36 protein-coding genes and 5 tRNA genes are annotated in these 25,583 nt (G+C 49.1%); 37 read left to right on the plus strand and 4 right to left on the minus strand.

What is annotated here, in order from left to right; all coding sequences use genetic code 11:
* Positions 1-4: 4 nt before the first annotated feature.
* The 4 genes from MKX76_RS26330 to MKX76_RS26345 all read left to right on the plus strand — a co-directional run bounded on the left by MKX76_RS26330 (position 5) and on the right by MKX76_RS26345 (position 399).
* Positions 5-79, plus strand: a tRNA-Gly gene (locus MKX76_RS26330).
* A 3-nt stretch (positions 80-82) separates the two neighbouring features.
* A tRNA-Arg gene (locus MKX76_RS26335) sits at positions 83-159 on the plus strand.
* 14 nt (positions 160-173) lie between these two features.
* Positions 174-247, plus strand: a tRNA-Pro gene (locus MKX76_RS26340).
* 78 nt (positions 248-325) lie between these two features.
* A tRNA-Gly gene (locus MKX76_RS26345) sits at positions 326-399 on the plus strand.
* Between the two features lie 93 nt (positions 400-492).
* Here MKX76_RS26345 and MKX76_RS26350 read toward each other — a convergent pair.
* From MKX76_RS26350 to MKX76_RS26360, 3 genes are all read right to left on the minus strand, one after another.
* Entirely contained in the window at positions 493-1,704 is a 1,212-nt protein-coding gene (locus tag MKX76_RS26350) for a tyrosine-type recombinase/integrase (protein ID WP_341034847.1), read from the minus strand.
* 92 nt (positions 1,705-1,796) lie between these two features.
* A complete protein-coding gene (locus MKX76_RS26355) occupies positions 1,797-2,216 on the minus strand; it encodes an ImmA/IrrE family metallo-endopeptidase (protein WP_341034848.1) in 420 nt (139 codons plus the stop codon).
* A 20-nt stretch (positions 2,217-2,236) separates the two neighbouring features.
* Positions 2,237-2,671 (minus strand): helix-turn-helix domain-containing protein, encoded by a 435-nt coding sequence (locus tag MKX76_RS26360; RefSeq protein WP_341034849.1) that lies wholly within the window; start codon positions 2,669-2,671, stop codon positions 2,237-2,239.
* Between the two features lie 193 nt (positions 2,672-2,864).
* Between MKX76_RS26360 and MKX76_RS26365 the strand changes: the two genes are divergently transcribed.
* From MKX76_RS26365 to MKX76_RS26465, 21 genes are all read left to right on the plus strand, one after another.
* Positions 2,865-3,062: a helix-turn-helix domain-containing protein gene (locus MKX76_RS26365; RefSeq protein WP_341034850.1), complete on the plus strand. Its 198-nt coding sequence runs from the start codon at positions 2,865-2,867 to the stop codon at positions 3,060-3,062.
* A 36-nt stretch (positions 3,063-3,098) separates the two neighbouring features.
* Positions 3,099-3,380, plus strand: a complete 282-nt coding sequence (locus MKX76_RS26370) for a helix-turn-helix domain-containing protein (RefSeq protein ID WP_341034851.1) — start codon at positions 3,099-3,101, stop codon at positions 3,378-3,380.
* Position 3,381: 1 nt separating this feature from the next.
* Positions 3,382-3,633 carry a DUF7667 family protein gene (locus tag MKX76_RS26375; RefSeq protein WP_341034852.1) on the plus strand — a complete coding sequence of 84 codons (252 nt, stop codon included), beginning with the start codon at positions 3,382-3,384 and terminating at the stop codon, positions 3,631-3,633.
* Between the two features lie 30 nt (positions 3,634-3,663).
* Positions 3,664-3,813 (plus strand): hypothetical protein, encoded by a 150-nt coding sequence (locus MKX76_RS26380; RefSeq protein ID WP_304149646.1) that lies wholly within the window; start codon positions 3,664-3,666, stop codon positions 3,811-3,813.
* A 75-nt stretch (positions 3,814-3,888) separates the two neighbouring features.
* Positions 3,889-4,338, plus strand: coding sequence for an AbrB/MazE/SpoVT family DNA-binding domain-containing protein (locus tag MKX76_RS26385; RefSeq protein ID WP_341034853.1), 450 nt, complete (start codon positions 3,889-3,891; stop codon positions 4,336-4,338).
* A gap of 190 nt (positions 4,339-4,528) precedes the next feature.
* Positions 4,529-5,836, plus strand: coding sequence for an AAA family ATPase (locus MKX76_RS26390; protein ID WP_341034854.1), 1,308 nt, complete (start codon positions 4,529-4,531; stop codon positions 5,834-5,836).
* Positions 5,836-6,963 carry an ATP-binding protein gene (locus tag MKX76_RS26395; RefSeq protein ID WP_341034855.1) on the plus strand — a complete coding sequence of 376 codons (1,128 nt, stop codon included), beginning with the start codon at positions 5,836-5,838 and terminating at the stop codon, positions 6,961-6,963. The genes MKX76_RS26390 and MKX76_RS26395 overlap by 1 nt, the downstream gene beginning before the upstream one ends.
* A 24-nt stretch (positions 6,964-6,987) precedes the next feature.
* Positions 6,988-7,566, plus strand: a complete 579-nt coding sequence (locus tag MKX76_RS26400; RefSeq protein WP_341034856.1) for a hypothetical protein — start codon at positions 6,988-6,990, stop codon at positions 7,564-7,566.
* Between the two features lie 10 nt (positions 7,567-7,576).
* A complete protein-coding gene (locus MKX76_RS26405) occupies positions 7,577-9,157 on the plus strand; it encodes a DEAD/DEAH box helicase (protein ID WP_341034857.1) in 1,581 nt (526 codons plus the stop codon).
* 8 nt (positions 9,158-9,165) lie between these two features.
* Positions 9,166-9,426, plus strand: coding sequence for a hypothetical protein (locus tag MKX76_RS26410; RefSeq protein ID WP_341034858.1), 261 nt, complete (start codon positions 9,166-9,168; stop codon positions 9,424-9,426).
* Positions 9,427-9,430: 4 nt separating this feature from the next.
* Entirely contained in the window at positions 9,431-11,686 is a 2,256-nt protein-coding gene (locus MKX76_RS26415) for an AAA family ATPase (protein ID WP_341034859.1), read from the plus strand.
* Positions 11,687-11,981: 295 nt separating this feature from the next.
* The gene (locus tag MKX76_RS26420; RefSeq protein ID WP_341034860.1) at positions 11,982-12,383 is read left to right on the plus strand and encodes a RusA family crossover junction endodeoxyribonuclease; all 402 of its coding nucleotides are present in this window, start codon (positions 11,982-11,984) and stop codon (positions 12,381-12,383) included.
* A gap of 4 nt (positions 12,384-12,387) precedes the next feature.
* Complete coding sequence (locus tag MKX76_RS26425) at positions 12,388-12,621, plus strand: hypothetical protein (RefSeq protein WP_341034861.1); 234 nt, start codon at positions 12,388-12,390, stop codon at positions 12,619-12,621.
* Positions 12,618-13,706, plus strand: coding sequence for a sigma-70 family RNA polymerase sigma factor (locus tag MKX76_RS26430; RefSeq protein ID WP_341034862.1), 1,089 nt, complete (start codon positions 12,618-12,620; stop codon positions 13,704-13,706). The genes MKX76_RS26425 and MKX76_RS26430 overlap by 4 nt, the downstream gene beginning before the upstream one ends.
* 129 nt (positions 13,707-13,835) lie before the next feature.
* On the plus strand, positions 13,836-14,201 hold the full coding sequence (locus tag MKX76_RS26435) for a hypothetical protein (RefSeq protein WP_341034863.1): 366 nt from the start codon (positions 13,836-13,838) through the stop codon (positions 14,199-14,201).
* A 149-nt stretch (positions 14,202-14,350) separates the two neighbouring features.
* Entirely contained in the window at positions 14,351-14,524 is a 174-nt protein-coding gene (locus MKX76_RS26440) for a hypothetical protein (RefSeq protein WP_341034864.1), read from the plus strand.
* Positions 14,496-15,125, plus strand: coding sequence for an RNA polymerase subunit sigma-24 (locus tag MKX76_RS26445; RefSeq protein WP_341034865.1), 630 nt, complete (start codon positions 14,496-14,498; stop codon positions 15,123-15,125). Before MKX76_RS26440 ends, MKX76_RS26445 begins: the two co-directional genes overlap by 29 nt.
* A 141-nt stretch (positions 15,126-15,266) precedes the next feature.
* Positions 15,267-15,339: transfer RNA gene (locus MKX76_RS26450), tRNA-Pro, on the plus strand.
* Between the two features lie 322 nt (positions 15,340-15,661).
* Entirely contained in the window at positions 15,662-15,895 is a 234-nt protein-coding gene (locus MKX76_RS26455) for a hypothetical protein (RefSeq protein WP_010276458.1), read from the plus strand.
* A gap of 235 nt (positions 15,896-16,130) precedes the next feature.
* Positions 16,131-16,556: a hypothetical protein gene (locus MKX76_RS26460; protein WP_341034866.1), complete on the plus strand. Its 426-nt coding sequence runs from the start codon at positions 16,131-16,133 to the stop codon at positions 16,554-16,556.
* 58 nt (positions 16,557-16,614) lie between these two features.
* Entirely contained in the window at positions 16,615-16,818 is a 204-nt protein-coding gene (locus MKX76_RS26465) for an Acb2/Tad1 domain-containing protein (protein WP_341034867.1), read from the plus strand.
* Between the two features lie 25 nt (positions 16,819-16,843).
* On the opposite strand, the gene MKX76_RS26470 is transcribed toward MKX76_RS26465, so the two are convergent.
* The gene (locus MKX76_RS26470; protein WP_251536322.1) at positions 16,844-17,023 is read right to left on the minus strand and encodes a hypothetical protein; all 180 of its coding nucleotides are present in this window, start codon (positions 17,021-17,023) and stop codon (positions 16,844-16,846) included.
* Positions 17,024-17,545: 522 nt separating this feature from the next.
* Here MKX76_RS26470 and terS point away from each other — a divergent pair.
* From terS to MKX76_RS26530, 12 genes are all read left to right on the plus strand, one after another.
* Entirely contained in the window at positions 17,546-18,298 is a 753-nt protein-coding gene (terS, locus tag MKX76_RS26475) for a phage terminase small subunit (RefSeq protein WP_341034868.1), read from the plus strand.
* Positions 18,282-19,562, plus strand: coding sequence for a PBSX family phage terminase large subunit (locus tag MKX76_RS26480; protein ID WP_186311250.1), 1,281 nt, complete (start codon positions 18,282-18,284; stop codon positions 19,560-19,562). The genes terS and MKX76_RS26480 overlap by 17 nt, the downstream gene beginning before the upstream one ends.
* A 9-nt stretch (positions 19,563-19,571) precedes the next feature.
* Positions 19,572-20,975, plus strand: coding sequence for a phage portal protein (locus MKX76_RS26485; protein ID WP_341034869.1), 1,404 nt, complete (start codon positions 19,572-19,574; stop codon positions 20,973-20,975).
* Positions 20,972-22,009, plus strand: a complete 1,038-nt coding sequence (locus tag MKX76_RS26490; RefSeq protein ID WP_341034870.1) for a minor capsid protein — start codon at positions 20,972-20,974, stop codon at positions 22,007-22,009. Before MKX76_RS26485 ends, MKX76_RS26490 begins: the two co-directional genes overlap by 4 nt.
* Before the next feature lie 140 nt (positions 22,010-22,149).
* Positions 22,150-22,731, plus strand: a complete 582-nt coding sequence (locus MKX76_RS26495; protein ID WP_341034871.1) for a phage scaffolding protein — start codon at positions 22,150-22,152, stop codon at positions 22,729-22,731.
* A gap of 17 nt (positions 22,732-22,748) precedes the next feature.
* Entirely contained in the window at positions 22,749-23,666 is a 918-nt protein-coding gene (locus MKX76_RS26500) for a hypothetical protein (RefSeq protein ID WP_007129572.1), read from the plus strand.
* Between the two features lie 5 nt (positions 23,667-23,671).
* The gene (locus MKX76_RS26505) at positions 23,672-23,815 is read left to right on the plus strand and encodes a hypothetical protein (protein ID WP_007129573.1); all 144 of its coding nucleotides are present in this window, start codon (positions 23,672-23,674) and stop codon (positions 23,813-23,815) included.
* 9 nt (positions 23,816-23,824) lie between these two features.
* Entirely contained in the window at positions 23,825-24,193 is a 369-nt protein-coding gene (locus MKX76_RS26510) for a hypothetical protein (protein ID WP_213614357.1), read from the plus strand.
* 3 nt (positions 24,194-24,196) lie between these two features.
* The gene (locus MKX76_RS26515) at positions 24,197-24,559 is read left to right on the plus strand and encodes an ABC transporter ATP-binding protein (RefSeq protein WP_341034872.1); all 363 of its coding nucleotides are present in this window, start codon (positions 24,197-24,199) and stop codon (positions 24,557-24,559) included.
* The gene (locus MKX76_RS26520) at positions 24,559-24,984 is read left to right on the plus strand and encodes an HK97 gp10 family phage protein (RefSeq protein ID WP_341034873.1); all 426 of its coding nucleotides are present in this window, start codon (positions 24,559-24,561) and stop codon (positions 24,982-24,984) included. The genes MKX76_RS26515 and MKX76_RS26520 overlap by 1 nt, the downstream gene beginning before the upstream one ends.
* 9 nt (positions 24,985-24,993) lie before the next feature.
* Positions 24,994-25,398, plus strand: a complete 405-nt coding sequence (locus tag MKX76_RS26525; RefSeq protein ID WP_341034874.1) for a phage tail terminator family protein — start codon at positions 24,994-24,996, stop codon at positions 25,396-25,398.
* Positions 25,395-25,580 carry a hypothetical protein gene (locus tag MKX76_RS26530; RefSeq protein WP_144869688.1) on the plus strand — a complete coding sequence of 62 codons (186 nt, stop codon included), beginning with the start codon at positions 25,395-25,397 and terminating at the stop codon, positions 25,578-25,580. Before MKX76_RS26525 ends, MKX76_RS26530 begins: the two co-directional genes overlap by 4 nt.
* Positions 25,581-25,583 lie beyond the last annotated feature (3 nt).

Consider the following 25,583-nt stretch of genomic DNA (forward strand, 5'->3'; position numbering starts at 1 on the left):
ATTTGCGGACGTGGCTCAGCGGTAGAGCATCGCCTTGCCAAGGCGAGGGTCGCGGGTTCGATTCCCGTCGTCCGCTCCATTTGCGCCCTTAGCTCAGCTGGATAGAGCGTTTGACTACGAATCAAAAGGTCGGGAGTTCGAATCTCTCAGGGCGTGCCATTTTAAGTTCATATCGGGATGTAGCTCAGCTTGGTAGAGCACCTGGTTTGGGACCAGGGGGTCGCATGTTCGAATCGTGTCATCCCGATTTGCTTAAGAATTCGGTTCCCGCAAAAGTAATCGGCATATGTTTCAAAGCTTAGTCTTTACTTTTGTGGGTTGATATGCGGGTGTAGTTCAATGGTAGAACTCCAGCCTTCCAAGCTGGTAGCGTGGGTTCGATTCCCATCACCCGCTCCATATGATAAATGTTCTGAAACCCTTGTGCCGCAAGGGTTTTTTTCTTGCGTAAAATTCGACAAACGACTGACTCCATTTGCATCATGGGGCAGATCATGGGGCAAATCTCCGTAATTCTGGATTAAGCATTTCCAACCGGTCCGCAGCTTCACGGCTGATGATCGCCGATTCATGTGTATAGATATCTGCCGTCGTTCCGATCTTGGTATGCCGTAATCGCTCCTGGATCGTTTTGAGATCTACTCCGCTCTCTCGAAGCAGCATGCCGGCTGTATGGCGGAGTCCATGTAGTTTTACGTGCGGCAGGCCATGCTTAGCTAGGAAGCGTCTCCAGGTCAATGTCGGGGTGCTGGGATAGTACATAACGCCGTTCCCGCCATGAAAAATGTACTGCTTTTCTCCACCCTGCCAATTCTTACAGAGCAGCTTCTCTTTTCTCCATTGCCGCTCGTACCGTTTGAGCTCTTCCATGTACCACTTAGGCATTGCCACCCAGGCTTCGGACTCCTCGGTCTTAACCTCGCTTTCGACTTTCTTGCCTTCCTCATCAAGCGTTATTTGATCTTCAATCCAGATGGCGTTTCGGTCAAAGTCCAAATCAGACCACTCTACGGCCAAATATTCGCCCCGTCTAAAGCCTCCAAGCAGTACCCCGGTGAAATAGAGCCTCCAGTTGTTAGGAAGGTCGTAGAGGGCCGCCAGGAGCGTCTCAACCTCTTGCATCGTATAATTCTGTTTCTTCGATCGCATGGCCTTCTTTTCTTTCTTACTTGCGCTTGGACGCGGTACGCCTTCCATTGGGTTCTCTTTTATGAGCTTCCATTTGTACGCAGCATCGAATATGCTCTTGGCCGACTTATAAATATTGAGCTTGCTATTCGTCGCCAATGGCTCTCCGTTTTTCTTGTTGGTGAGTCCGGCAAACCACGTGACGAGTTGCAGCGTAGTTATTTTGCTCAGCGGCATGTCTCCGAATTCTGGGATCAATCGTCTCTCGATGTCTCCCATGGTGTTCAGCAGTGTTTTTCCTCCAAGGTTCTGCTTGGCGTGACCTTCCTTCCAGATCGGCACGAAATCCTTGAAGCTGATATTCTCTGTTTTTACTCTGCCTACAACCTGGCCAGATAAAACTTTCTCTTCCCAATCGGCCAGCTGCACCGCAAGCCATTTCTCCGTTTTTCTTACCGACTTGGCGATATCCGCCGGCACCTCCACAGAGATGGAGCGTTTCGGCCTTTTTACCTTGGAAGGATCTCGCTCCACAAGCTTGTACTTGTTGCCTCCTAGATGTTCCGTCCAACCCATTTCTTGCATCACTCCAAACATATGTTCTAATTTTATGTATAGTAAACAGCCTTGCAGCTGGAAAGCGCAAAGATCAGAATGAGTGCATTTTTCTAAATAACACCTTTGTAATACAGGACCATTTCAGGAGGAATATTGTTCCGGCTAAAAAAATCCGTTATTGATTCGCCGTCTTGTATTGTTTCTAACGCGGTTAGAAGGTGGACGGCAAAGATATTTGCTTGTCGCTCGTGTTTGGCTGAAATGTAAAATGTTCGATCGTCGATAAAGAAGCGGTTGATACCTGAATGTAAAACATCATGTCCAAGCTCATGAGCACAAATTAGGCGTTGCCAATCCTCACATAGTTTGTTGTGGATGACAATATAGCGCTGTCTAAACTTTGAATAATAGACCCCCCACGTTGATTCTCCCAGATCAGCGTAAGTAATTTTCACCCCTCTGTATTTCGCTATAAGAAACGGGCAGTTGGTCTTGTATTTCTTCAGCAGACCCGCGATTACTTTATCCATTTGTGAATTCACTCCAGACGTTATTCGTTGTTGTCTGTTTGTTTTTTATAACGCTTATTTGTGAACTTCTCTTTGCTTGTTTTTTTGGCATCCCAGAATAATGCTTCTAAGACCTGCATGACTCTTTCCCTGTCTTCGCCTTCAATCGGAACGCCATCAAACATTAATCCTGTATCTTCTTCCAGCATCTTCTTAAAGTCACGTTTATCTTTGTTTGTTGCCCACTCTGGTACAGTACCTTGTCCATTGTCAGTTTGATCACCTTCAGTGAAGAAATCTAAGGGCTTTTGCAAATAGTCAGCAATAATTTGGAGTGAAGAAACTTGAGGGCTTTTGGTCGTTCCGTTCAGTATTTTCGAAAGAGTTGTATAAGGTATCCCAGTATCTTTTGAAAGTCTGTAAGGTGTGATGTTGTTATCGTTCATAACTTTTAATATTTTTTCGGCCAGCCCCAAAACAATAACCTCCTGTTATATAACCTAATTCGGATATAACCCAATGAGGGAATAATAAAACATAATAGGGAGATATGTCAAGAAAAAATGAGGATATTCAAGAAAAAACATCATTATATTATCTAAAAGGGTTATAACCGTAGTTTACTATTTCCGTAAAGGGTTATAGTATGTGGTCAGGAGGTGAAAGTACATGGGGTTGAAGTTAGAAGAAAATATTCAAAAACTCTTAGATGAAAAGGAATGGTCCATCTATCGTCTAGGAAAAGAAAGCGGAGTTTCCCTAACTGTATTGTACGGTCTTGGTGATAAAAAGCAAGGCCCACAAATTGAAACGGTCGTTAAGATAGCTGACGCCCTCGGTGTTACTGTAGATGAGCTGGTAAGATAAAACATCTCGAAAGCAGTATAAGGAGGATCTGCAGCCATGGAAACAGCAGCTTTTATTGAAGCCATAAGGGCCGACATCGTATCCGGCTTGAAGCAGGAACTACTGAATGAGCTACAACCTGAGATCGAGCGCCGCCTTTACTCGAACATCTTCGATTTTAAGGAAGGCATGCGATACCTCAAGGTATCGGAGTCATCTTTACGGCGGATGGTCCAGGAAGGGGAAGTCCCTCACTTCAGGCAGCGCGGTAACATCTACTTTCGTCAAATTGATTTGGATAAGCACATTGAAAGTCAAATAGTGAGAAAGGCGGAGTGATATGTTCGGCATCCACTCAGTACATCGCCGATTGGCTGAATTAACTGAGAAAGCAGAACGCTTAGGTGGTTACAACAAGCTCAGCACGAACGAGCAAAAGGAAATAAACCATTGCCTGCTAGTAAATGCCAAAATCACTCGAGAAATTGACGCACTTTTACAACTATCCTTTATCGCATATCAAGCAAACGACACGGAATGGCAGATGGAGATTTGCGAGCGCCTGGATGCACTGAGGCCAAAGTTTACCTAGTATGGGACTTGAAAGGAGGTGAACCAGAAAGTGAACGAGACGCTTCGGAGACTGGAGCTGAAGCTGATCCGCTGGAGGCTTGAGGTAGGACGGATCGAAATCGATCCAGAAGTGCTGCCGGCTGCTCTTGATTGGATCGATGGTGAAATAGCCGCTCTAGGAAATGAAAATGCAGCCTGAACGGGGTAGGAGCCGTCAGACTGCACAAATCAATCTATACTACCGCCAGTATAAGCTGGCAGAAGGGAAAACGCAATGATTAATAAGTTGAGTGTCGCTTCGCTGATCGGTCGGGAGCTCACCGATCCAGAAGTTAACGTGCTTGAATGGCTAAATGGATGGGAGTCGGATACCAGCAGCACCGTTGCTAAACTGATTCAGGCAGCTTACCAGAACGGAGCAATTGTGGCTCTTTCTAGGCCTCGCTCCTCAGAGCTTAGCTGCAAAGAAACCGGAATTGTCCGCCGTATTGACGACCTCGGAAGGGTAGTTATTCCAAAGTCGGTCCGGCGTCCGCTTGGGATAGGAGAAGGCGATCCACTTGAATTCTACACATATGAAAATTTTATCATCCTAAAGAAATACACTCCTGGATGCTTTATTTGCGGAGAGTTAGACGATGAGAAGCTTCACGACTTCCAAAACAAACAAATTTGCGAGGCATGCATTAAATCAATTGTCGATACCTTCGAGATCAGGCAATGATCTGTTTCAAAGGTGATGAAGTGAAATTACGGTCAGGCGAGACAGGGGAAGTCCTGGACATTTGGGGCGTCGCTAGGACCTGGCACAAGATCCAGACTAGCGACGAACGGATTGTTTTCGCCATGACTGAAAATATTGAATCGATCGTAAAACGGCATACCGACAAAAAGGGAAAGAGATGGAGGGCACAATGATTAAAATCAATAAATTGGAAATCGAAAACGTAAAACGAGTCAAGGCCGTGAAAATCGAGCCGACTCAGTCCGGACTGACTATCGTTGGCGGGAAGAACCGTCAAGGCAAAACGAGTATCCTGGACTCCATCGCCTGGGGGCTTGGCGGCAATAAATACCGACCGTCTCAAGCTGAGCGTGAAGGATCTGCTGTACCGCCTTACCTGCATATCGTCCTTTCCAATGGCCTGATCGTCGAGCGGAAAGGCAAGAATTCGGACCTAAAGGTCATCGATCCGAACGGCCAGAAGGGCGGCCAACAGCTGCTGGATAGTTTCGTAGAAGAGCTGGCGATCGATCTGCCGAAATTCATGAACGCTACCAGCAAAGAAAAAGCCAACATCTTGCTTCGCATCATCGGTGTCGGGAACAAGCTGCATGAACTGGAGGTTAAGGAAAAGGAACTTTACAACCAGCGCCATACCATCGGACAGATTGCAGACCAAAAGGCTAAATTTGCGAAGGAGCAGCCTTATTACCCGGACGCGCCTAAGGAGCCTATTTCGGCATCGGAGCTGATCCGGCAGCAGCAGGAGATCCTCGCCCGCAACGGCGAGAATCAGCGGAAACGGCAGCGCGTGGCCGAGATTCAGGCTGCCCATGCCAGTCAGAAGCGAGAGGTAGAGCGGCTGAAGTCCTTGCTGGACGAAGCCATTGCGAAATACGACCAGCTCGGAGCTGACCTGGAGATTGCTCAGAAGGACTCTCGTGATCTGGTTGACGAATCGACCGCTGAGCTTGAGGCTAACATCCGGCAGATTGACGAGATTAACCGGAAGGTCAGGGCAAATCTGGACAAAGACAAAGCTGAGACGGATGCCAGCGATTATCGCCAGCAATACGAGCAACTGACCACGGAGATCAATGCGATTCGCCAGCAGAAGACGGACCTTCTGGAGACTGCGAATTTGCCGTTGCCGGGACTGGCAGTTGAAGATGGCGAGCTCGTCTACAACGGGCAGAAATGGGATAACATGAGCGGCGCTGATCAGCTCCGGGTTTCCGCAGCGATTGTACGAAAATTGAAACCAGACTGCGGCTTTATCCTACTAGACAAATTGGAACAAATGGATTTAGAAACCTTGCAAGAGTTTGGCCAGTGGCTGGAACAGGAAGGACTGCAAGCCATCGCGACTCGAGTCAGTACCGGGGATGAATGCTCCATCATCATCGAAGACGGCTACGTTGCCGGAGAGGAGCAGGCTCCAGCGCCGCAACCGACACCGCCGGCAGAGCCGAAAACATGGAAAGCAGGTGAATTTTAATGTTTGAAGTTATCAGTGGCACGGTCCAGACAGCCCAAAAAGTCGTGCTTTATGGACCGGAGGGCATAGGGAAGTCATCACTTGCTGCTCAGTTTCCTAATCCGGTCTTTATCGACACGGAGGGATCAACCAAGCAGTTAAATGTTCAGCGGCTGCCAAAGCCGTCAAGCTGGGAAATGCTCAAACAGCAAGCGCAATGGGTGAAGCATGAAGGTCCTTCTCGATTCGGCACGCTGATAATCGATACTGTAGATTGGGCCGAAATGCTTTGCGTCGAGAGCGTATGTGCCTCTCACAACAAAAACGGCGTTGAAGACTTTGGATATGGCAAGGGATATATCTATGTCGCGGAGGAAATCGGGCGTTTTCTTAATCTGCTCAGTGATGTAGTCGAGGCAGGCATCCACGTTGTACTGACCGCACATGCTCAGATCATCAAATTTGAGCAGCCGGACGAAATGGGCGCGTACGACCGCTATCAGCTCAAGCTTGGGGCTAAGACCGGTTCACGTACAGCTCCGCTCGTCAAAGAATGGGCTGACATCGTCCTTTTCCTTAATTACAAGACGTATTCGGTGGCCACTGATAAGGACGGAAAGAAAAACAAAGCACAAGGCGGAGCCCGCACGATGTACACCACACATCACCCTGCATGGGACGCAAAGAATCGCCATGGCCTCCCGGATGAATTACCGCTCGATTATAGCCGAATTGCCCATATCTTCAGCCAGCCGATTTCGGCGGGGGCTCCACAACAGACACCAACAATGCAAACACAGCCTACACAAGCAGCCACGGCACCGCAGCCGACAGAACAACCGCCTGCAGCAGCATCGGTACCAGAGCAGGTGCCAACAGCTCCAGTTCAGCAACCTGCTCATCCGGCAAACACATGGCTGCAGTCGGAACTGAATCCCAATATACCGAGATCGCTACGGGATCTGATGGTTCAGCATGGGGTGCAGGAATATGAAATTCAGGCCGTTGTGAGTCAGAAAGGCTACTACCCGCAAGACACGCCGATACCGAATTACGATCCAGGATTTATTGAAGGTGTGCTGGTGGCAGCGTGGCCGCAGGTGTTCGAAATGATCCAAGTAACGAGAAGCAATATTCCATTTTCTTAATTCATAACACAGGAGGAATCATACATGAGTCAAAATATTGATCGTGAATTAGGTTGGGACGATGAGATCGAGAAGGACGGTGGGGACTTTATCGTCCTCCCGGCCGGAGACTACGACTTTACGGTAACAAAGTTTGAACGTGGACGGTTTGCTGGAAGTGAGAAGATGCCGGCTTGTAACCAGGCAAAACTCGAATTGACGGTTCATTCCCCAGAGCACGGCGACATTGTCGTTTTCCATAACTTGTTCCTGCATACCAAAACGGAGGGGCTACTATCCAACTTCTTCGCGGGGATCGGACAAAAGAAAAAGGGCGAGAAGCTGCGCATGAACTGGAACGCCGTCGTAGGAGCCAAAGGACGTTTGAAACTTGAGATTAACAAATTCACAGGTCGAGACGGCGTGGAACGAACCAATAATCAGGTCAAAACCTTCTACGCTTATGACGAGGTTGTAGGTCAACAACCACAGCAAAATTACCAACATCAGCAGCAGGCATATCAACAACAGCCGCCACAGCAGTCATATCAGCAGCCACAACAGCAACCGCCGTTCCCGACCACCGGACAGCAAGGCGGAAACTGGTCGACTGGCCAGTTTTAGGAGGTAACCCATGGAGCTTAGACCTTATCAACAGGCTGCTAGGGAATCCATTCAGACAGAGTGGGCAAAGGGTGTAAAGCGAACACTGCTTGTTCTTCCGACAGGCTGCGGTAAGACGATTGTTTTTAGCAAAGTGATTGAAGATCGGGTGATCCTGGGCGAGCGTGTGCTCGTCTTGGCCCACCGGGGCGAGCTGCTGGACCAAGCGGCCGACAAGCTGGAGAAATCAACTGGATTGAAATGCGCTACGGAAAAGGCAGAGCAAACATCAATCGGAAGTTGGTACCGGGTCGTGGTCGGCAGCATCCAGACGCTAATGAGGGATAAACGGTTACGGCAATTTGCCGCAGACCATTTCGATACGATCATTATCGACGAGGCGCATCACTGTATATCAGAAAGCTATCAGCGTGTCCTGCAGTATTTTGAATCAGCGAATGTCCTGGGCGTAACTGCTACACCAGATCGTGGAGATATGCGGAACCTGGGCTCTTATTTTGAAAGCTTGGCCTTTGAATACACTTTGCCAAAAGCGATCAAGGAGGGCTATCTTAGCCCGATCAAAGCCATGACGATTCCGCTAACGCTCGACCTGTCTGGAGTGGGGCAACAGGCTGGAGACTTCAAGAGTAGTGACCTTGGCACGGCATTGGATCCGTATCTTGAATCGATAGCCGCCGAAATGTGGCGAGTAGCCAAAGATCGGAAGATTGTTGTATTCCTTCCGCTTGTGAAGACCAGTCAGAAGTTCACCAACATTCTGAATGCAGTTGGGTTCCGAGCGGCTGAAGTTAACGGCGAATCACAGGACCGGGCAGAGATTTTAGAGGATTTTGACAAAGGCAAGTATAACGTCCTGTGCAACTCCATGCTTCTTACGGAGGGATGGGACTGTCCAAGCGTGGATTGCGTAGTCGTGCTGAGGCCGACCAAGGTCCGCAGCTTATATAGCCAGATGGTCGGGCGCGGTACCCGGCTGCACCCTGGAAAAACAGAATTATTGCTGCTCGATTTCCTTTGGCATACGGAGCGTCATGAGCTTTGTCATCCGGCGCATTTGATTGCGGAGAATGAAGAGGTGGCCAAGGCTATGACCAAACAGATCGAAGAGGCGGGGATCCCGCTCGATCTGGAGACTGTCGAGAAACAAGCGGCTGAGGATGTCATTGCTCAGCGCGAGGAAGCCCTGGCCAAACAGCTTGAAGAAATGAAGCGACGTAAACGGCAGCTCGTGGATCCGCTGCAGTTTGAAATGAGTATTCAGGCAGAAGACCTGTCCAGTTACGTGCCATCGTTCGGCTGGGAAATGGCTCCACCAAGCGAAAAGCAGATCAAGACGCTGGAGAAGCTTGGCATCATGCCGGATGAAATCGATAATGCCGGCAAGGCAACGAAGTTGCTGGAACGACTGGATAAGCGGCGGGCGGAAGGATTGACCACGCCGAAGCAGATCCGACTGCTTGAGCGATATGGATTCGAGCGTGTCGGTACCTGGTCTTTTGATAGCGCAAAACGCCTGATCGACCGGATCGCCGGCAACGGATGGCGTGTTCCACAAGGCATAAATCCTAAAGAGTATCGCGGGGAGTGAATAAATCCATGGAATTAGCAGTGAAAGAATGGGTGTTTAACTCTGAGTTGCATGGTCGTCTAGTTCAGATAACGGGATATAGCCCTGAGAATGAGCATGATTTTGATCAAGACGACATGATGATAAAGGACGTTTCTGGAGATAAGATAACCGCCGTATCTACCAGGAATACAAAAGTGTGGCGTTTTTTCCTATATGAGTTTTCCGAAGGATTGAACATAAGTATATATGGACAGCCAGAACCCCTACTATTCAAGGAAGAAGATTAAAACTATGGAACATAAACTCGACCTCATTGCTTTGCTTGAATACATTGATCCGTCCTTCCTCAGTTACCAGGAATGGGTCAACGTGGGCATGGCGCTGAAATATGAAGGCTACACGGCCAGTGATTGGGACGATTGGAGTAAACGGGATGGGGCAAGATACCATCCCGGCGAATGCTTCAAAAAATGGACGTCATTCGAAGGATCGGGCAATCCGGTCACCGGCGCAACAATAACGCAGATGGCCAAGGAAAACGGATGGGTACCACGGTCTGCCGATCGCGAAGATCGCGAGCTAGGATGGGACGACGAGATTTCTGGCGGCGATTATGTGGTCGTCGATAAGAATTGGATCGAAGGCAAGGAGATCCACGAACCGGCAGTATGGAATCCAGTCCAGCAGCTGACCACGTATCTTGAAACGCTGTTCGAAGCGTCCGAGAACGTTGGCTATGTCGTAGACACCTGGCAGAACGATGAAGGCAAGTATCTGCCCACGAAGGGAGCCTGGGATCGAACGGCCGGCGAGCTGATCCAGCGACTGAACGAGTGCAACGGAGATATCGGGGCAGTCCTGGGCGACTATGACCCAGCAGCCGGCGCCTGGATCCGGTTTAACCCTCTCGACGGGAAGGGCGTCAAGAACGAGAACGTGACTGAGTTCCGCTATGCGCTCGTTGAATCGGACACGATGGACATTGAGAAGCAAAACGCCATCATGCGCGAGTTGGAGCTTCCGATTGCCGTCATGGTCTATAGCGGTGGCAAGAGTCTCCACGCCATAGTTAAGGTCGATGCGGCCAATTACGACGAATACCGTAAACGCGTGGATTACCTTTATAACGTTTGTAAGAAGAACGGCCTGAATATCGACAATCAGAACCGAAACCCATCCCGGCTGTCTCGTATGCCTGGTATTGAACGAAACGGCAAAAAGCAATTTATCGTGGACACCAATATCGGAAAGCCAAGCTGGGCCGAGTGGCATGAATGGATCGAGGGAGTGAACGATGATCTGCCGGATCCGGAGAGCCTTACGGATTTCTGGAACAACATGCCGGTCCTTGCGCCTGCTCTGATCGAGGGCGTGCTTCGACAAGGGCATAAGATGCTGATGGCCGGGCCATCCAAGGCCGGCAAGTCGTTCGCTTTGATCGAGCTAAGCATCGCCATAGCCGAAGGAACGAAATGGCTAGGGTGGCAGTGTACACAGGGCAAGGTCCTTTACGTCAACCTTGAGCTTGACCGGGCGAGCTGCCTGCACCGTTTCCGTGATGTATACACGGCCTTGGGACTGCAGCCAGCGAACATTGGCAATATCGACATCTGGAATCTTCGCGGTAAGTCGGTACCAATGGATAAACTGGCTCCGAAGCTGATCCGACGGGCGGCTAAGAAAGGTTATATTGCCGTCATCATTGACCCGATTTACAAGGTCCTGACCGGTGATGAGAACAGCGCGGACCAGATGGCACATTTTACGAACCAGTTTGACAAGATCGCAACGGAATTAGGATCCAGCGTTATCTACTGCCATCATCACTCCAAAGGGGCCCAGGGTGGCAAGAAGTCGATGGACCGGGCCAGCGGCAGCGGCGTGTTCGCCCGCGATCCGGACGCATTGATCGACTTGGTGGAATTGGACGTAACGGAAGCCCTGCGGAAACAAGAGGAAAACAAGGCTGTATGCGAGATATATCAGAAGCTCTTTGAAAAATTCAATCCGGATTATCTAGAAGAGCATGTGTCTCAGGATGATCTTCTAAGCGCCAAAGCCATGGAGGACCACGCCAAGCGCGCGATTCCTGATCAGATGAATGTGGCCTGGGAACGCATCAAGCAGGCCATCCGAAGCGTTCAGATCCGTTCAGCCTGGCGTGTGGAAGGCACACTACGGGAATATCCGAAATTCGAGCCGGTCAATATGTGGTTTCAGTACCCGATCCATAAGGTGGACGACGTCGGCAGCTTGAAGGACATTGAGCCGGAAGGGGAAGCCCCAGCTTGGCAGAAGGCTACGAATAAGAGGAAGGACAAGGCAAAGCAGGAGCGACGAAGTAAAGCCGAGGAATTTGAAGAAGTCGTGAATAACTGCAATTTTGGCGAGCCGCCGACGGTCAAAGATATTGTTGAATGGTACTCTTCCACTGGGAAAGAGGTGGCCGAGCGGACTGTAAGAGACTGGGTCAAGAAATACGGGTATGTGATCGACAAAGAAAACGGCAACGTTATTGTTAAGATTGACGGCGGCGACCATGATTAATGCCGCCGCATGAAATTTTACCGAGTGGCGGCGGCGACCATAAATACATGGTTCTCGCCGCAAACAAACATCGGCGGCAATCATAATGATCACGGTCGCCGCCATTCATGAATTTTGCATAAATATACGGCGGTAATCATTGTTTTATGGTCGCCGCTGTATACACTATACGGCGGCGGCGACCACTATATAAATATATAGGATAAGGGAAGGGTGTATAAAACCACCCTTCCCCCTCCCCTAAATTTATTTGAAAACCCGCCGCCGATAAAAGTAAATAAATGGATGTGATGAAATGTCGACTGAATTCTTTATGCCGATGATTCCGCCGACGGCTACGCATCAGGAGAAGAAGGTGACGGTCGTCAGCGGTAAGCCAGTATTCTACGAGCCGGATGATTTGAAGGCAGCTCGTGCAAAGCTGATGGCTCACTTGGGGCAGCATGTGCCGGCGAAGAAGTATAAGGGTGCGCTGCGGGTCATTGTGAAATGGCTGTTCCCGATCAAAGACGGAAGTAAGCACTACGACGGAGAGTGGAAAACCACGAAGCCGGACACGCACAACCTCAACAAGCTGCCGTTCGATATCATGACGGAACTTGGATACTGGACAGATGACGCGATCGTCGCCAGTGAGATCATAGAAAAGTTTTGGGCTAATCGCCCTGGCATTTACATCCGGATCGAGGAGCTGTAAGCCTATGGATTACAAAGCGTTCTTTGCGGACGTTGAGCTCTGGATCGGCCAGGCCAATCAGGCAGCTATACGGCACGGGATGGAGAACCCGGACTTTTGGCGATGGGTTGCCGACTCTTCCGGTGAGCTCTGCAGGAAGTACCAGGAGCACCGGTTGGCAATCAAACAGATGATGATGCTGGTCGAATGGCTCGAAGAGGTTTACGAGAAGAATTCGGGGAGGAGGGAAGCCACTTGAATATTGGTTATAACCCTCATCTCGGTTATGAGGCTGATATTGTTAAGAATTACGAGAATCTTGTTCATAAAGTGGCGAAAAGGTACCGCGTTGCGTTGAATGCCGGCCTTGATTATGAGGACCTGGTATCTGTCGGGACAATGGGGCTTATCGAGGCATTCCGAAAGTATGACCCAAGTCGTTTTAATGGGGCTGTTAACTCGTTTATCACCCTTGCGTATCCAGCTATACAAGGGAGAATTCAGAATTTTCTAAGAGATAAGCGTTACCTTGTGAAGATTCCCAGGACCCTACAAAGCAAAGCAAACATGATTCGCAGGGAAGGCTGGGGCGACGATCGCCCAGAAACGATTGCGGAAAAGACAGGGTGGAAGCTTGCAGATGTTCGTAGTGCTCTGGAGCTTTTGGATGGATGGTCACCGTCTTCGCTAGACCGTCCTATGGCAGTCACATATAAGGGCGATGAGGAAATCACAATGCTTGATATTATACCCAGCAATACCGATTTTTCAGATATTTACATCCAGGAATTCATGTCTCTACTGGATCCTCGTGAAAGAAAGTTGCTTCGGCTGCGGCTACAAGATCAAACTCAACGTCAGATCGCCCAAGCAATCGGGATATCACAAGTACAAGCAGGAAGAATTTTGAAGCAGATTGGCATTAAATTTATTCAGTACCAGGCAGGTACGTTGAAACAGGAGGATACGCAAATGGGTCGAGGACGTAGCAATATGGGCGGAAATATTGAATGGTTCGTTGATGAGGGGGTTTCAACTACTCCTACGATTGGGCTGAATGGCCATGGGATCCACCTTAATAAAAGGGCCGTTCATGAAATGGGTTGCAAGGTAGGTCAGTGTCTGCAGGTGGGTTACGATCCCGAAGGGAATCGACTCGTGATGCAAGTCGCGAATAAAGGGCTTCAGCTCCGAACCCAGAGCGGCGACAACGGCGGCCTACGGCTGATCAATAAGCGCTTATCTGCCTGGCTCAATCAAAAGCAGGTGACGACTAAACGTTATGCGCTACAGGTAGATACAGAACGAGATCTCTTTTACATCCAGTTGGAAAGCCATGCATAAGCCTGATCCGATTTTTCAAGATATTCCTTGGGATTTGATATATGACGATAACGGCGAGCTGATCGGCGAGATCTATTTGATCTTGCCGGATCCCCCGCCGCCGAATAAACGAGTAGGTAGGTGAATCAAATGAAACCTGAAAAAGTAGATAAAAAGAAACTTCACAAGTTGTTCCTTGCAGGTAAACCAATAAAAGAAATTGCGCTGGAGCTCGGCAGCACTTCGGGATCCATACGGACGATGATCTATCATGAGCGCTTGCGCAATCCACTCGATTGGCCGCAACGGGTAAATTACTCAGGCAAGCCGGATATGACCCTGTTGATGATGCATGGCTATGAGTGTGCCGAATGCTCTGCGATGTTCACTGTTGAGGATGATATGGATATAGATCACTCCGTTACCGTTTGTCCGATCTGCCAGAGCGAAGATGTAGAGGATGTAGGGTATGGAAAATTTATAGTTACTTCTGGTGTGATGATGCGTGATGCATAGATGATCAGAGGGTGGAGGTTTCATGACTAAAAATCAACGACCGTACAGAATGAGATTTAAAGTTTGTACGGTCTGTCGGAAGCGATATACGCTGAGCTGGTACCCGAAGCACAAATGTGAAGCGAAGGCAGATGAGGAGGGAAAAACAAGTGATTAAGAAATTCAGCCTTTGCTTTTATGGGATTGAGGAGTCTGACGAATTTGACTGCACGGGAATGACGGAGGAAGAAATCAATCGTGAGTTGGTGGAATGGGTACTAGAACGTGTCGACCATTGGGTAGAGGAGGTTCCACATGAAACTGAAGACGACGGTAACGAATGAACAAAGCGTTATTGAGCAACTTTCTCAATACCGGCAAAAGAAAGCCCGTATTCAGGTACTGTCTAATTACAGCGTGGGTGCCGGTATTACAGTGAGCCGGCTGAATGAGGACGACCAGCTGCAGGAACTGCACCGGAAGCTTAGGGGGTTGCCGTCATACCTGTATCTTTCAAAACGAGAGCAGGAGCTTGAAACAGTCGCGCACATTTACCTCTCCCGGTACCCTGCCGGCATTAAGGCCCAGAAGCGAGCTGTCCCAGCACACGCCCCGGATCCTGAGGACACGCAGCTCCTGCAGGAGCTGCGGCGGAAGATTCAAAAAGTGATCGCTGCGAGGGGCTATGATGTCCGGGAAGGCATAGACGAAATTATTGAGCGCCTGACCGAGCTTCAGGATCTGCAGGCTGAAGTTGGCCAGATTGATACAGTTTTACAGGCTCTTGAAAGCTACCGGCCGGAATACGCAAGGATCATTCAGAGACATCTTATTGATGAGGTTGCATGGGAAGAGGTCGCCAAAGAAATGAGCCTTTCCAAATCTGTGTTCTACCGTTGGCGTAAGAAGGCGATCGAGGAATACGAAAAGCTTGCAATTTGCTAGTGAGACAAATTAGAGACTGAAACGGGAACAGAACGAGAACAAAAGCCTGAATTTCCGTGTTAATATGATATTGTGCCCCTTGATGTAAAGAGGCGGTCGGTAATGGACCACCCGCGCCGTTAGGCGACCGCCTCACAATAACCGGATGTAGTGTAGCTGGGTAGCACGCTTGCCTTGGGAGTAAGTAGTGTAGGTTCAAATCCTGCCGTTCGGATTTATTCATATCTTTTCATCTCCCCTTTTTGCCGTCTCGGATCGAGGCGGTATTTTCTTTGCAGGAAATATCTCCCTTAATGTCGAAATTAGTAGTTGAACAGATATAAAGGGAGATGGGAGAGCAAATGGAATTATCTGAGGGACTAAATATATTGATACAGGAAAAAGTAATTCTGGCAATAATTTCTGGAATTGGTGCGTCGCTTTTTACTTTTTTAGGCTATTCGGATTATTGAGTTGAAACGAAAATTTCACATTCCATTGATGTAAGTAAATGGGTGTTGCAAAGTATACAAAAAAGCGAAGGAGAGTGAAGGAATATGAAGACAGCCAAGGTTAAGTTTATACGCGAGATTGAAGCCTTACGGCAAGGCGTTGACACCGATGATGAGAGTCGGGATATGTCGCTAACAGTGTGCGAATGCATGAATTGCCACTGGACGTTTATTGGAGATTGTGAGCGGCAGGGATACGGGTTTACGAATCAGGGCGTTCAAGTGCCGAATTTCTGTCCTATGTGCGGCAGTAAGTTCGACGATGATCTACTGGAATGATTCATATTACTGGAAATTGAAACACCCATTTCAACCATAAAATCCGAATACCCCTTTTTTACTTTCATCATTCCTCACAGTTTACATCTCTATAAGAGACAATAAGAAAAATAATCGCGCTTTTTTAAGTTTCGAGGAGAAAGAAGCAAGGTATGATACGTATCCGCTGACTAAAGAATCGCCAAGTAAAGTAATTGAAACAGAAGATTATAAACGGTTACTTAGAAATATTGCTTTGAATAAAGCAGTAGGGGAAGAGCATGATTACAATGTCACGTTTGGAGAGATTAAAAATCTTGGCCCTGGAACAGCAATCCAGCTAAGAATTGGATTCAGACTTATTCTAACTGACTCCCCAACTGAAGAAGGGTGGAGAGTAGATGTTAATGTTCCTATCCTAGAAAAAGGGGAGCGAGTCCTTGTACCATTATTAAAATTTGACAGATATCAGCAGAATTTTTATATTGCCGATGCTGAGATCAGTTACATTACACAAGCAAATGAAAAGATGAAATTAGAATACAGTTCCCGAAAAAGTAAGGAACAATCTGAGGTATTAGATACAAATGAAGTGCTTTTGTATAGACAGCTATTTATATACCGAAAGCTTTATAAGTCCAAGATACAGAGCTCAAGATGGGTGATTTTTTATGAAAAATAGTTGGATTACTCAGTCGCCATTGGCGGCTTTTTCCATTACTCTGAGAGGATGATTCATTGTGGATCCGCAAATCGAAAACAATTTTAAATACCACGCCCCGAAGCCAGGGCAGCCGGAGATCTACCAGGAGATCCGGGAGAAAGCGAAGGAGCTGGCCTATCTGATCGACGAGCTAGCACCCAATAGCCGCGAGAAGTCGCTGGCCATGACCAACTTGGAGCAGTCGGTATTCTGGGCGAATGCGGCTATCGCCAGAAATTAAAAAGAGACCCGCCAGATATGACGGGTCAATCGAGAGTGGACATTACAGCGTCCACTTTTTCTTTGATTTCGGGGCGTCGTTCTGCATATTCCTGAAAGGCTTCCTGGAGAAGCGCCCGCTGATCCGTATCGGTCACAAAAGCCCAGGTACGGAGCAGTTTTACAAATTCATCAGGAAAGCGAAACGATAACGGCTTGTTTGACATTAATATTACCTCCTGTTCTTCAAGGCTTGGAACAGTGCGGCCAGTGAAACGACTAGGGCAGCAACAGCGATGACAAGGGTTAGTGTTTCCATTGTGCGGTGCCTCCTATTTTCGTAAATTATATTTTACAAAAAAGAATGAAGAGGGTAAGATAAGCATAAGATGATAGGGTGCAGGGCGGGGATTTCTCCCCGTTCCTGCGGTGTCTCGGCCTCTTACGGTGCTAGCGTAAGGGGCTTTTACTTTAGCCTCCGGCCATTCCGTTTGGACGCTTGGTAGTTAAGCCAAGCCGTTGCCAAGTTCGTGATAGCCGTTAGCAGAAGTACGATTTCAAGCAACCCCATCGCCTTATCCTCCTTTCCGGAGTGCTTACCGCACCCTCTATAAATATAATAACACGAAGATGTATTTCTGTCAATACAACAATACAATTTATATAAACTATTTTTGAGGCACCTATCACTAGGTGTCTTTTTCGTTTATTTCAAAACCAACACAACGCCGGGGGTGGTGATCGTGTAAATGGCGGAAGCAAGAATTTCAGCAGAACAGGATTACGTCAATGGCATGAAATACAAGGAGATCGCCGAGAAATACGGCGTTTCCCTGAATACGGTCAAGAGCTGGAAGCAACGGTATGGCTGGGAGAGAAAAAAGGGTGCACACAAACCGGAAAGGGTGCACACAAATAAAGGCGGCGCGCCGAAGGGTAACAAGAACGCAGTAGGCAATCGCGGCGGCCCAGGCGGCCCTCCAGGCAATGACAAGGCCGTCACGCATGGTTTCTTCCGGAAATACCTGCCGGCTGACTCCTTGGAGATCATGGAGCAGCTGCAGACCAAGGCGCCTCTCGACATCGTCTGGGAAAACATCATGATCCAGTATACGGCCATCATCCGGGCCCAGCAGATTATGTACGTCCGGGACCGGGACGACAAAACGGTAGAAAAGATCGAGGAAAAGGACGGCAACGTCATCGGGGAACGCTGGGAAGTGCAACAGGCTTGGGACAAACAGGCGACCTTCCTGCAGGCCCAGAGCCGGGCTATGGGGACACTTCAAAGCCTGATCAAACAATATGACGAGCTCCTGAAGACGGAGCTGGCAACCGAAGAGCAGGAGCTGCGGATCGCTAGGCTGAAGCTGGAAGTGAAAGACTTGCGTGGAGATTCAGATAGTGATGCACATGCTCAAGGCGGCGGTTATGCCGAAGCGCTGAACGCACAGGCTGCAGATGTGTTTGCCGATGAGGTGGATCATGGCGAAGAGACGTAAAAAGACTACCTCCTTCAAATTTAAGCCGTTCAGTCGTAAACAAAAGAAGCTCCTCATGTGGTGGACCGACAACAGCCCTTATCGGGATTACGATATGGTTGTGGCTGAAGGGGCGATCAGATCCGGCAAGACCATTGCTATGATCGATTCATTTATCACTTGGTCGCTCGATAAACACCGAGATCAGAATTTCATCATAGCTGGTAAGTCGATGGGTGCCCTAAAGCGTAACGTTTTAGAGCCTATGTTTCAGATCTTGACGGCCAAAGGCATCGACTACCACTATCACCGGTCTGAAAACCCGCACGTCGTAATTGGGACGAACACCTATTATCTATTCGGTGCGAACAACGAATCGAGCCAGGACGTGCTGCAGGGTTTGACAGCTGCCGGCGCTTATCTCGATGAAGTCGCTCTGTTCCCGCAGTCGTTTGTTGATCAGGCCATCGGACGTTGCTCAGCTGAGACCGATGGCAATAGTGCGAAGATATTCTTTAACTGTAACCCAGGCGGGCCTTACCACTGGTTCAAACTTGAGTATATCGACAAGGCAAAGGAAAAGAAGATTTATGTCCTGCATTTTTCGATGGAGGATAACTTGTCGTTGTCTCAAAAAGTTAAAGAGCGTTTTTATCGCATGTTCTCCGGCGTGTTCTTCAAGCGGTACATCCTGGGTCTGTGGGTTATGGCCGAGGGCGTCATATACGATATGTTCGACCGCGACAAGCATGTTGTACCGGCCGAGGATCGTCCTTACACGCAGTATTACGTCAGCTGCGACTATGGAACGCAGAACCCGACAACCTTCGGGCTATGGGGCCTAAGCAGAGGCGTGTGGTACAAAGTCAAAGAGTACCACTATGACGGCCGCGCCAGTAGCCGGCAGAAGACGGATGAGGAGTACTGCGACGATCTCATAGAGTTTGTGGGCGATCTCAAGCTACAAGGTGTGATCGTTGACCCTAGCGCAGCATCGTTTATTGCTGCTCTGAAAAAGAGGAGAAGATTCCGCGTGGTTCAGGCTGTCAATGATGTGATCGACGGGATCCGCAACGTGGCATCTGCCTTGAGCGAGGGACTGATCAAATATAACGATTGCTGCACTGAGACGTTCCGGGAATTCAGTTCCTATGTCTGGGACGAGAAGGCGGCAGCCCGTGGCGAAGATAAGCCGCTAAAGGAGAACGATCATCAGATGGACGGTGATCGATATTTCGTGAATACGGTTGTAAAACGTAAAAATGGAATTTCGATATTGAAGTGAGGTGAGAGAGTGTTCACAAACAGGTTGCAGGAGATCGAGGAGATCATAGCCGGCAATGCCCCAATGTCGCTAGTTGAGATCATTGAGGAAGAGATCAAGGAGTTTAAGGCAACGGATCAGTATCAGATCATGGTCGAGGCTGAACGATACTATCGGAACCGATCAGACATCCAGAGAAAAACGAACGATTTCAAAAACCGATCTAACGTTAAAATGGAGCACCCGATACTTAAAAAGCTGGTGGATCAAAAAGCGAACTATTTGCTAGCCAAGCCTTTTACGGTGGAGAGTGAGAGCAAGCCATATGCAGATGCCTTGAATGAGTTGTTTGACCAAGAATTCCGACGCAAGATCAAGAGCCTGGGCAAAGGCGCTGTAAAGTCTGGAATTGCATACCTTGCGCCGTATTTTACGGAAGACAAAATCAAATTTATGAGGTTGCCGTCTACCGAGGTGATACCGTTATGGGCTGATGCAGAACGTACCGAAATGGGGGCTTATATCCGGTTCTACGATCAAATCGTCTATGAGGGCAAAACGAAAAAGACGGTAATGCGCGTAGAGTATTGGGACACAACAGGCGTTAAGCGCTTCGTCAACAATGGACCGGGCACAAGTCTAATACCGGATACGGATATGGGGGCAGAGGAGTCTCATTTCAGCTTAAACGGGGTGGCATATAATTTCTCAGTCGTTCCGATTGCGTGGCTCAAATACAACGAGGAAGAGCTTCCTTTGCAATACTTCATCAAGGACTTGATAGATGATATAAACTGGCAGTCATCCGTTACATCTGATGTTTTACGTGATGTTGCTAAATTCATCTATATATTAAAAGATTACGGAGGCACGGACTTAGATCAGTTTGTCCGTGAATTGCGGGAGAGCTTGGCAATCAAGGTTGAAGGCACCGGAGGAGTAGACAAGCTGCAGGCTGAAATAAACATCGATGCGGTAATGAAATTTCTGGATAAAAACCGTCGTGATTTATTCGACTTTGCCAGCGGAGTAGACACCAAGGATCCAGACTTGGGTAATGCGAGTGGTACGGCCATTAACTTTAGATACATGGACTTGGATACAGATTGTACTTCGTTAGCTGCGGAGCTGCAAGACACCTTCTTACGCATGAAGGTGTTTTTTGATGTTTATCTGCATGCTATTGGCAAGGGGGATTTTAGCAGTGAGACATTCAGTATCACCTTTAATGCCGACATGCCGGTGAATGAGACTGACATCATTAACAATATCCGCAACAGTGAGGGCATTATCTCTAAGCGGACGCAGTTGGCTTACCATCCATGGGTTCAAGACGTCGATCTAGAGCTTAAGCAGAAAAAAGAAGAAGAGGCCGAGGACCAAAAACGATTTGATCAAGGCCAGTATGAAGGTCTGGAAGATGAGACGCCATGAGGTCGCAAGAGTATTGGCGTAAGCGTGCCGAACAAGTCGCTCATAGGCAATTCGAGAAATCGGATCGGTATGCGGCAGAGCTTACTCGGGAATATGAGCTAGCGTTGAGATCCATTCAACAGGACCTCGATTCCTTTTACTCGCGCTTCGCTGCGAACAACGAGGTCAGTATGGCCGAAGCAAAACGGCTCCTGACGGCTGGCGAGCTGGCTGAGTTTAAGATGACGCTGAGCGAATTCCGGAAGAAGGCCAAGAACAATGCAGATGGCCAATGGACCAAAGAGCTTGATAATGTCTATTATCGGACCCGTGTGACCCGCCTGGAGGCGCTGCAGTTTCAGATCAGGCAACAGATCGAATTGGTGGCCGCAAGCCAGCAGACGGGCACGACAAAGCTCCTGGGCGATATTTACGAGGACACCTATCACCGTACCCTGTATGAGCTCAACAAAGAACATGGGATCCTGGCTTCGTTTGCTCGGGCTGACAAGGAAGCCGTGGAGGAAGTCATCAGCCGGCCATGGTACGGGAAGAACTACAGCTCTCGGATCTGGAGCGATCGCGATAAGCTGCTTCGGGAGCTCCGGACAGCCTTGAGTCAATCCTTCATACGTGGTGACAGTGTCGAAAAGGTGAGCAAGCTGCTTGCAAAGAGGATGGATGTAGCCATTTCCACTGCCGAAAGACTGGTATCTACGGAGAGCGCGCACATCATCAACGAGGCGACCGCTGACGGATACAAGAATAGCGGCGTCGTGCAGCAGTATGAGATCCTGGCGACACTGGACAGCCGGACCAGTGAGACATGCCGGACTATGGACGGCAAGGTGTTCAAATTGAGTGAGCGCGAGGTTAGCGTCAACTATCCACCGTTTCACGCCCGCTGCCGGACTACTGTAACGGCCTATTTTGATGACGAAGAGGATCCAGGCAAACGGATTGCTAAGGACCACACGGGCAAGCGTATCTATATTCCGGCCAACATGAAATACGAGGATTGGAAAAAGGAATACATCGATACACCTGGAGAATAGGCGGCACTCTCTAATTCACGAGGGTGCTTTTAATTTGCCCTGTCGCACGGCGTAAAACTAGGCATACTCGCAGCCGGAGTATATCGGCTGACTCCCGTAGCTGGAGAGCAGCTATAAAAATCTATGGAGGATGATGATAAATGGATTGGTTGAAGGAACTGCTGAAGAATGCCGGGCTGGATGAATCGAAGATCGATGGGTTGATCGGTGATGTGAACAAGGAGCTGCCGAAGCATTTTGTTCCGAAGTCACAATATAACGATGTCGTCGATGCCCGTAAAAAAGCGGAGAAGGAGGTGACGGATCGCGATAAGCAGCTAGCCGATCTGAAGGAAGCAGCAAAGGGCAATGAGGATCTGCAGGCACAGATCAAGAAGCTCCAGGACGACAACAAGACGGCCAAGGAGAAGTATGAGGCCGAGCTGAAGGATCTGCAGCTGACAACGGCGCTTAAGCTGGCGCTTGGCTCGGATGTTCACGATGCCGACTATGCGATCTTGCAGTTGGATAAATCGAAAATTGAGATCGGCGAGGACGGCAGTATTAAGGCCGGTCTTGAGGATCAGGTGAAAAGTCTTCGTGAATCGAAGGCTTTTTTGTTTAAGCCCGAAACCCCCGGCGCCACCTTCAAGGGAGCGAAGCCGGCGGAAGGCGGCAGCGGTGGAGGCGGTGCAGTGGATCCGGTTGCCGCTGAAATTTCTAGTATCTTTTCACAACGATAACAAGGAGATGAATGTAAATGCCTATTAACACATTGGAATATGCAAAGCTATTTCAAACCGAATTGGATAAACAAATCGCGCAGCAAGCGACATCCGGATGGATGGAAAGCAACGCCGGCCAGGTCATTTATAACGGCGGTAATGAAATTAAGATCCCGGATGTCGTTGTCCAAGGCTTGGCTGACTATGACCGTGATACCGGATTTGTTCAGGGTTCCGTAACTTACAAGTACCAAACCCACACGCTGACACAGGATCGCGGTCGTACTTTCCAGCTGGATTCTATGGATGTAAACGAAACGAACTTTGGGGCTTCTGCCGCTAATGTCATGAGCGAGTTCCAGCGGCTCCAGGTCATCCCGGAAATTGATGCATACCGCTATAGCCTGATTGCGGCCAAAGCGGAGGCAGCTGGTAAATCCCGGACTTATACACCTGCAGAAAGCACCATCGTGACAGAGCTGTTCAAAGATATTTTCGACCTGGCGGATATGGGGGTCGATTTGAGCCAGCTGGTCATCACCATTGCTTTTCCGGCTTATGGCGTGCTGACGGGGAACACGCAGATCCAGAAGCGGATCGATGTAGGCCAGTTTGCACAAGGCGGCATCAATCTTCAAATTAAGATGCTGGACGGCATTCCGCTGATCCCTGTATCCTCCAACCGGATGAAAGCAGCGTATGTCTTTAATGACGGTGAGACGGCTGGCCAGGAGGCTGGGGGATTTGTGCCGGCGGTTGACGCGAAGAGCGTAAACTGGATCATTTCGCCACGTTCTGCGCCGATCGGTATCAGCAAAACGGACAAGGTAAGGATCTTTACCCCGGATGAGAACCAGAAGGCCGATGCATGGAAATTGGATTATCGGAAGTATCACGATCTGATCATTCCGGATAACAAAACCGCGGCATTCCGCGTGACGACAGGAGGCTAATACCTATGAGCAATATTACTCTGAAAAGATTGAATGTTGTTAAAGTGGTGGACTCCGAAACGAAGGCAAAGGCCTTGGAGTCCAAAGGCTTCAAACGAATTGAAATCGAGGAAGCTGACGGTAAGAAAAGCAAAAAAGACGAGAAGTAGGTGCCGGCGATGTTGAATGAAGCCGTAGCTGAGATTATCAAGCAGCGCTACAAGCTCCCGGAATCATTGGATAACCTGGTTCGGTCCTACATTGACGAATCCGGACTGCACATCATGAACTACCTGGGCCTGGACTCCATCGAGGAGATTCCGGCCGCTCTTAAATATGTTTGGGCCAACATTGCGATGGCAGCCTTCAAGGCCGATCAGTCCCATTTGGAAGAGCTGGATGATCTATTGTCGGGTGCTATCGACCTGAAGATTGGGGACACCTCGGTGAAGACATCGACGGGCGGATCCTCTGGGGGCGGCTCGGTGGCTGCCGGTGTCAGGGCCTACAGCTCGGATCTGAACCGGTACCGGAAGCTGAGGTGGTAAGCAATGAGCAGAATACGGCGATACCGTAAGATCGTGGAGAAGACCTACACGGACCGGGTAACGATTCAGCGGTACGGGGAATACGAAACCGGTTGGGGCGAAACCAAATTCGGTTTGATTACTGTCTATGCTGACGTTCCTTGCCGGCTTTCTCAGACCGGGCTTCCTCGAAACGGCCAGACAGAAGCAGAAAACCGGATCGATTACGATGTTAAGCTATTCATCGCTCCAGAGGTTGAGATCCTTCAAGGCGACGAGCTTCAAGTTACCCGGCAAGGCAGGTCGTATCACTTTACGGCCGGCGAACCCTTTCCGCCTTACTCGACTCACCAGGAAGTCAATCTAACCCGAAAGGACCGAGCCTGATGCCGAGATTGGGAAGCTTCGACTTTGACGAATTTGAGAAGATGGCCAAGTCGTTCAAGAAGGCCCTGGACGAGAGAGTCATCGATCGATTCATCCAGGATTTCCTTCTGGAAATGGCCTACCGTGCTGAACGCAAGGCCAAGAAGCGCACGCCGGTAGACTCGGGGGAGCTGAGACGAAACTGGCGGGTTGGAAGAGTGATCCGCCAAGGTAGTTCGTATGTCGTTGAGATCTACAACAATACGGAGTATGCATCCTTCGTTGAATATGGCCATCGGAACCGGGATAAAACGGAGTGGGTTGAAGGGCGGTTTATGATGACCATCTCCATGAAGCAAATCGAGAGGGAGCTGCCGGTCTACCTGGAACGAAGGCAAGCTGAACTATTAAATCAAATCATGAACGGCCGTGGGCCAAGACGGTGAGGTGAGGGCATGGATTCCGAGCGATTAACACATGCCGTCATGAGTAAGTTGAAAACAACCTTCGGCTGGAAGGTATACGGGAAGAACAGGCAGGGCTTAATTGAGCCCTGCTTTATTGTGCTGCTTCTGAATGCCGCGCATGGTCGGATCCAGGGGCGACGTTACCAACAAAGCCATTCGTTCGATGTGCATTACTTCTCAACGAACGAAGATTTCATGGCCGTAGCTAGCCAGCTGCTGGACGTCCTGGAGTGGGTTGAGATCGACGGCATGAAGTTTAGAGGTACCGGCATGAATTACGAGGTGATCGATGACGTGCTGCATTTCTATGTGGACTATAACTATCACGTCATGCGGGCCAAGGAGCCGGGAATCAAGATGGGGCAATTAGAACAGGAGGGACGCCTGAAATGAGCAAAGAGAACAAGGCTCAGACGCAGCCAGCGCCTCGCTACACGAAGGAGCAGCTGGTTGAAGCCAAACGGTTTACCACGTCTGAAAAAGACATCCTGACGGGGCTGCTGGAGCCAGATAAGACGTATACGCTGGACGAAGCGGTCGCTGTGATCAATAGATTTAAGGAAAGAGAGGTGTAAGGC

The sequence above is a fragment of the Paenibacillus sp. FSL R5-0810 genome, from assembly GCF_038002285.1.
GTDB classification, from domain to species: Bacteria; Bacillota; Bacilli; order Paenibacillales; family Paenibacillaceae; genus Paenibacillus_AQ; species Paenibacillus_AQ lactis.